General features: G+C 60.8%; 7 protein-coding genes. 4 read left to right on the forward strand and 3 right to left on the reverse strand.

Annotated features, from left to right (window positions below; all coding sequences use genetic code 11):
- Nucleotides 1-19 precede the first annotated feature (19 nt).
- The gene (locus NKG59_RS24900; RefSeq protein WP_253542662.1) at nt 20-1,423 is read left to right on the forward strand and encodes an MFS transporter; all 1,404 of its coding nucleotides are present in this window, start codon (nt 20-22) and stop codon (nt 1,421-1,423) included.
- A 68-nt stretch (nt 1,424-1,491) separates the two neighbouring features.
- Here NKG59_RS24900 and NKG59_RS24905 read toward each other — a convergent pair whose 3' ends face one another.
- A complete protein-coding gene (locus tag NKG59_RS24905) occupies nt 1,492-2,370 on the reverse strand; it encodes a 2-hydroxy-3-oxopropionate reductase (RefSeq protein WP_253542665.1) in 879 nt (292 codons plus the stop codon).
- 295 nt (nt 2,371-2,665) lie between these two features.
- Here NKG59_RS24905 and NKG59_RS26450 point away from each other — a divergent pair, with 295 nt between their 5' ends.
- Nucleotides 2,666-2,797 carry a hypothetical protein gene (locus NKG59_RS26450; RefSeq protein WP_301288265.1) on the forward strand — a complete coding sequence of 44 codons (132 nt, stop codon included), beginning with the start codon at nt 2,666-2,668 and terminating at the stop codon, nt 2,795-2,797.
- Here NKG59_RS26450 and NKG59_RS24910 read toward each other — a convergent pair whose 3' ends face one another.
- Together NKG59_RS24910 and NKG59_RS24915 are read right to left on the reverse strand one after the other, a co-directional pair.
- Nucleotides 2,798-3,316: a cupin domain-containing protein gene (locus NKG59_RS24910; RefSeq protein ID WP_253542668.1), complete on the reverse strand. Its 519-nt coding sequence runs from the start codon at nt 3,314-3,316 to the stop codon at nt 2,798-2,800. It abuts the gene before it with no gap.
- Nucleotides 3,317-3,333: 17 nt separating this feature from the next.
- Entirely contained in the window at nt 3,334-4,539 is a 1,206-nt protein-coding gene (locus NKG59_RS24915) for a sterol desaturase family protein (protein ID WP_045206582.1), read from the reverse strand.
- 298 nt (nt 4,540-4,837) lie between these two features.
- Here NKG59_RS24915 and NKG59_RS24920 point away from each other — a divergent pair, with 298 nt between their 5' ends.
- Together NKG59_RS24920 and NKG59_RS24925 are read left to right on the forward strand one after the other, a co-directional pair.
- Complete coding sequence (locus NKG59_RS24920) at nt 4,838-5,410, forward strand: DUF4337 domain-containing protein (RefSeq protein ID WP_024979208.1); 573 nt, start codon at nt 4,838-4,840, stop codon at nt 5,408-5,410.
- Nucleotides 5,411-5,520: 110 nt separating this feature from the next.
- On the forward strand, nt 5,521-6,240 hold the full coding sequence (locus NKG59_RS24925) for a hypothetical protein (RefSeq protein ID WP_253542672.1): 720 nt from the start codon (nt 5,521-5,523) through the stop codon (nt 6,238-6,240).
- Nucleotides 6,241-6,573 lie beyond the last annotated feature (333 nt).

The following is a 6,573-nucleotide window of genomic DNA, read 5'->3' on the forward strand; positions in this document are numbered from 1 at the left end:
CCTCCGGAAGGAGCTTCACATGAAGCCAGGTGTTTTGATTGACAACGGAATTGACCACGATGGGCCGTTGGGCGCGATGAGCCTGGGCAAGATCGTTGCCCGCATCGAGCGGCTCAAGAGCAACGGCATGCACGTGCGCGCGCGTCTGCTGATCGGGCTTGCGACGTTCTTCGATGGTTTTGACGTGATCGTCATCGCGGCTACGCTGCCGCTGCTGATTGCGCAATGGCATCTGAGCCCTGCGCAGATTGCTTTTGTGATTGGCGCGCCCGGCATCGGTCAGTTGATCGGTGCGCTGGTGTTCCCCATGCTTGCCGAGCGGTTCGGTCGCGTGCGCATGATCGGCTATAGCGCAGGCATTATCGGCTTGATGAGCCTCCTGTGCGGCTTGGCGCCCAGCTTTGCCTTATTTGCGGCACTGCGTATCGTGCAGGGCGTGGGCCTGGGAGGCGAACTGCCCGTGGCGGCCACATACATCAACGAAGTCACGCGCGCACATGGCCGCGGGCGCTTCGTGCTGCTCTATGAGGTGGTGTTTCCGATTGGTCTGCTGGTGTCCAACGCGCTGGGCGCATGGCTGGTACCGCATTTCGGCTGGGAGGTGATGTACTTCCTCGGCGGCATTCCGCTGGTGCTGTTCTTCACGCTGCCCAAGGCCGTGCCGGAGTCCCCGCGCTGGCTGGCGACCAATGGCCGGATGGCCGAGGCGGACGCAGCGCAGGCTCGCTTTGAAGCCAAATCGAAGGAACCGTTGCCTCCGCTGGGCGATACCTCGGCATTCGAGCAGATGTCGCATCGCCACCCGAAGCGCGGTATGCGCGATCTGTTCGGCCCCGTGTACATCAAGCGCACCGTGGTCGTGGCCATGCTGTGGGCGACGTGCGGTTTCATCCAGTATGGTCTGTCGACATGGCTGCCGACGGTCTACAAGACGATCTATCACGCACCGCTGCAACTGGCGCTCAACCTGGCGGCGCTCGCTTCAGTGCTGGGTGTGATCGGCTCGTTGGTCTGCGCGATGATCGTCGACAAGGTGGGCCGCAAGCCGGTGATGGTGGTGTCGTTCGTACTGTGCGGTGTCTCGCTGGCGCTGGCCGGGCTGCTGCACGAGCAGTCGCTGTATGTGGTGGCGGGGTTGTGCTCGTTGGCGCTGGGGTTGATGGCGTGCGGTTTCATCACCGCATATGTCTATACGCCGGAGCTGTACCCGACCAACATCCGCGCGATCGGTTGCGGCATGGGCGGCGCGTGGCTGAAGATTGCGGCCATCTTTTCGCCAATGCTGATCGGTTCGACCATCGGCTCGGGCAATGTCAGCAATGCGTTCTTACTGCTGGCCCTGGTCCCTATACTGGCCGCGATCACCATCTACTTCCTCGGCATCGAAACCAAGGGGAAAGTGCTGGAGCAACTTGAGCTGTAAGCCGAGGCTGTCGACGGTCGCAAAAACGGGTGGGTTGCGCTCACCTGGGCACGCCCCCCCGTTTTGCTTCAGGCGATGGTGTGATTCGCCATTAGTTCCAGCGCGCGCACCATGGCCGAGTGGTCCCATGCCTTGCCACCATTGGCGGCGCACACATTGAAAAGCTGCTGTGCAGCGGCGGTGTTCGGCAGGGCGATGCCAAGCTTGCGAGCGCCTTCCAACGCGAGGTTCAGATCTTTCTGGTGCAGCTCGATGCGAAAGCCCGGATCAAACGTCCGCTTGATCATGCGTTCGCCATGTACTTCGAGAATGCGCGAGGAGGCAAAGCCCCCCATCAACGCCTCGCGCACACGTGCCGGATCGGCCCCGGCCTTGGAGGCGAACAGCAGCGCTTCGCCTACCGCCTCGATGGTCAATGCCACGATGATCTGGTTGGCCACCTTGCAGGTCTGACCAGCACCGGAGTCACCCACGTGCGTGATGTTCTTGCCCATCAAGGCGAACAGCGGTTTGGCACGCTCGAACGCGGCTGCTTTGCCGCCAACCATGATCGTGAGTGTCGCATCGCGTGCACCGACTTCACCGCCTGAAACGGGCGCATCGAGGTAATCGGCGCCCAGCGCTTCAACGCGCTTTGCAAAGGCCTGCGTTTCAATCGGCGAGATCGAACTCATGTCGATGAAGAGCTTGCCTGCAGCCAAGCCCTGCGCAACACCCTCTTCGCCAAACAGCACATCGGCTACGTCCGGTGTGTCCGGCACCATGGCGATAACGATGTCCGCGGCTTGCGCCACCGCCGTTGAGCTGGCGACAACCGTGGTGCGCGAACGCAGATCTTCCGGCACAGAATGCTTGCCGCTGACGATCAAGGTGTGGTCGCCCTTGAGCAGGTTGCGGGCCATGTGAGCGCCCATGATGCCAAGACCAATGAATCCGATGGTAGCCATGATGTTCTTCGATGGGGATGGGGGAGCGTGCGTCACGCCGCAGCGCGTCTCACAAGCGTAGATCGACGCACTGATGAAGACTAGCCGGCGCCGTCATGCTGTGCGCTCCAAGATGCATTAGAGCCGCGGCCGGCGGGCGTTTGCGACGCGCGATGCCCATACGGAGATGAGATCCGGAAATAAGGGCCGAGAAGCGTCATTGCTCGTGCAATGGTTTTGGAGACCCCTCTCCTAGACTGAAAACGTGCCGATAAGAAATAAGACAGCTATCGGGCACGCCGAGATGGGAGGGGATATGTCCACCACAGCCACCGCAGCAGCCAACTGGATCGTCGTCCTGACATGCGCGTACATGGAGTACAGCACGTGGCGGGGTGTCAGCGTCTACCGCCGCACGGTCGGCTATGAAAGCGTGGTGTGGTGCTGACTAACGTACCGCAGGCTTGGGCAGCAACTTTCGGATGAGATCGCCATGTGCCGAATACTTTGCCAGCAGCGCGCCATCGTCGGCCAGTTCGAACTCGCTGAACTCGAACCCCGGCGCGACGGTGCAGCCGACCAGCGCATAGCCATGTTCACCCGGCACGCGCTCGGCCGCAAACCAGCAGCCTGCCGGAACCACCGCCTGGTACACCGCCATCGCGTCGTCGGGCGCATTGCCCAGACGATGCGTGCTCACCGTACCGTCGTCCTCCAACACATGCACATTGAGTGAGTCCCCCGCATGGAAGTGCCACAACTCGTCCGACTGGATCCGATGCCAGGCGGAATATGCATCATCCGCCAAGAGGTAATAGATGGCGGTGGCAGCCGCACGTTCGACGGGCGGGACGCCTCGCTGGACGCGTTCCTCACTGCGATAGGTTTCGCGATAGAAGCCGCCTTCCGGGTGCGGTTCGAGACCGAGCCGGGCGATGAGGTGCTGAGCAGCGGCGGTGAGCGGCATGATGAAAAACCTTCGACTCAGTTCTGCTGACGTCGGAACGGAAAGCGCTGCTGGTTGACGAAGCCGTCGGGCATGTAGTCACCTACTACGCCGTACTTCTCCGGGAAGGCCTTTTTCGATTTGACTGCGGTACCGAACAGGTAATCGATGAAGGCGAAGTGCGCGGCGTAGTTCTTGTCGATCGCTTCGTCTTCCGACGAGTGGTGCCAGTGATGGAAATCCGGCGTCACGAAGATGTACTTCAACGGCCCCCACGGCAAATGCACATTGGCGTGATTGAACACCGCCTGGAAGCCCACGATGATGATGTAGACATCGACCACGGCTTTGTCGAATCCCAGCACGAACAGCGGTCCCAGCACTGCCACTCGCGTGACGATCAATTCAAGAATGTGCTGACGCGAGCCCGCCAGCCAGTCCATTGTCTTCACGCTGTGATGCACGGCATGGAAGCGCCAGAGGAACGGCACCTCGTGATACGCGCGGTGTGTCACGTACTCCATCAGGTCGGCAACCAGCATGCACAGCAACAACTGTGGAATGAACCAGATGTGCTGCACCATTTGCTGGAAGTCCGCATGCACCATCCATCCGAACACGCGGTGGATCACGAAGTTCACCACCAGCAGCACTAGCCCCACGATGAAGTGGTTCACCGCAAAGTGCGCCATATCGGTCTGCCATTCCGCCCGGAACACCGGCTGCTTCTTGTAGAGCGGGAATAGCTTCTCAAGCAGCACGAAAATCGCCGTCGAGCCGAGCAGGTCGAGAATGAACCAATCCATGCCGATGTACGGCGTGTGATCCGGAAAATCGCCAACCGGCACGCGCGAGCCGCCCAGCGCAACGGCAACCACCACAAACAGGAACGCCAAGCCGTTCAGGCGACGGCGGTTATCCAGCACGATATTCGCCAGCGATAACCCGCCCGAGATCAGCAGAGAGACAAACAGAATCTGCCGAATCACATCCACTGAATACGCGCGCCGCAATTCGGGCGTCGTCAGATACTGGGGAAAGTGAAACGCCAGTACGCCCAGCAGGCACAGAAAGCTCAGCACCAACGCCAGGATGGTGCCGATCATGCCCCGGCCGAACTTCAGGCCGCCGTTGGCATGCAGCAGTGCATTGGCATCGCGGATCGTCGCGTCGGCCACGCGGACGATGGCGGGGTGGTGTTCCTCTTCAGGCAGTGGCGCTAAAGGCTTTTGGGACGCATCCATGGATCTGACTCGCAGTATTGTTTTGTTTTATTAACAATGCGATTACCAAAGGAATATTGGCTCTGATTCGCATTGCTACGCGATTATACGGACCGGTTTCGTGTATTCAACGGCGCAATTGCTCAGCGTATAAATGATTTGCGATTGCCGCGCTTACTCCCTGCGCGTCAGCGTCAGGAGGCTGCATCTGCAACGTTGGATGCGCACCGCATGGCGTTGCCTTTCCGCGCAAGGCCATGCATTGTGAGGCCCGCGCCTGATGGGCGACCGACGATACAAGACTAGAAGGGGAGCAACCATGTCAGAAGGATTTCACGTGCACGGCGCGCATGACCACGCGCTCGAGCATGCGGCAGAAAGCGGCCACGCCGACAGCTTTGCCGGGCGTATCGCCGTCATGACGGCGATTCTTTCGACAGCCGGCGCCGTCTTCGGTTACCAAGGCGGCGCCACGCAAAACGCCGCGCTACTCGCCAAGAACGAAGCTGCCATCCATAAGACCGAGGCTGCCAATCGCTGGGCCTACTATCAGGCCAAAGGCCAGAAGCAGGCCATTGCCGAGTTGACCGCCCAGTTGCCCGGCACCGATCAGGCCGCCGCCAAGCGCGAAGCCCAGCGCTACGCCGCCGAGAAAGAAGACATTCGCCGTCAGGCTGAAGACCAGGAGCGTCTGGCAAAAGAGGCCGATGACGCCAGTGAGCTTGCCGTGCACCATCATCACCGGTGGGCGCAAGCGGTGGTCGCCATTCAGGTGTCGATCGCGCTGGCAGCCATTACATTGCTCTCGCGCCGGCGCTGGATGCAGGTGCTTTCGTACGGTGTTGGCGCTGTCGGTGGTGTCGTGGCAGTGCTGGCGCTATTTCATATCTGACAGCGTTACGGCGTCGGTCGTTGGGGCTGTTGGGTGCCGATATACCCAGCCTCCCGCAGAACGGCGCGCTTGCAGGAGGCATTCGCCTCCATGGATCTGGAGCAAACACCATGGCATTTGGAATTTGGACGCAGCGCGCGTTGATGATTGCAGGCTGGTTGGCTAGCGCGTGCGCCATGGCGGCCGGCCCCGCCGTCGAGCCGGGCGAGTACGTCTACATCCTGGGTGGCAGCGCGAGCGGCACGATGACGGTCAAGGGCGGCAGCTTCAGTATCACCACCATCGGCGGCAACTGCCACACGTGCGCGATTGAAGGCACATTCCGCGGCCGCGTTGGGGTCGACACGGATGAGGGCAAATGCCACATCGCCGTGTCGGGCAACAAGGACGCGCTCAAGCTCGATTCCTCAGCTACCGCCGAGGCCTGCCGAGATTTCTGCGGCATGCGCGCTATGTTTGATGGTGACTACCGCCGTGCCCCGGCCGCCTGCACAGACCGCCAGCGCCAGGCCCGCATCGGCCAGGCCCACAAGCAATATGCCGCCAAGGATTACGATGCAGCCCGCACAACGCTGCGTTCGCTGCTCTCCGATTGCGCCCCCTTCATGGATTGGATTGAGCGCGACAAGGTCCGCAGTGATCTTGCCGTAACTGAATACCATCGCGGTGACAACGCCCAGTGTCTGGCTGTGCTGTCTGAGACGACTGCCGTCAAAGCACAGAAGGACGCATCACTGTTCCTGCCGCCGTGCGACGCTGACAACTACGCATCAACCAGCAAGGCGATTCTCTACAACCAGGGGCTGTGCAAGGCGCCGGTCAAGCACTGATGTCAATGGCTTCTCTATAAGTAAGAAGGGCGTTCCGGAACTAATGGCCTGCCCATCTGCGTCGCGCGCAGGCCTGGTGAGGCGTTCGGCGGCCTCTCAACCCCGCCATACCGTGTGGCCACATCGCGTAGTGGGCAGGTAACTAGCAAGATTTTTGCGGGTGCCTCACAAAAAGAGCTTGCCAGCTGTGCATCCGCACATTAGTATTCGCCCCTCGCTGCAAAACACAGCGCCGAAACGCAGGTTGAGGCGGTGGAGTTTGGTGGTGGAGAAGCAAGGTTGGAGCGGGTTTGCGGTCGATTGGGTGGTTGGCGATTGGCGGTGGACTGAGTG

It is taken from the genome of Ralstonia chuxiongensis (assembly GCF_024158925.1).
Classification (GTDB): domain Bacteria; phylum Pseudomonadota; class Gammaproteobacteria; order Burkholderiales; family Burkholderiaceae; genus Ralstonia; species Ralstonia chuxiongensis.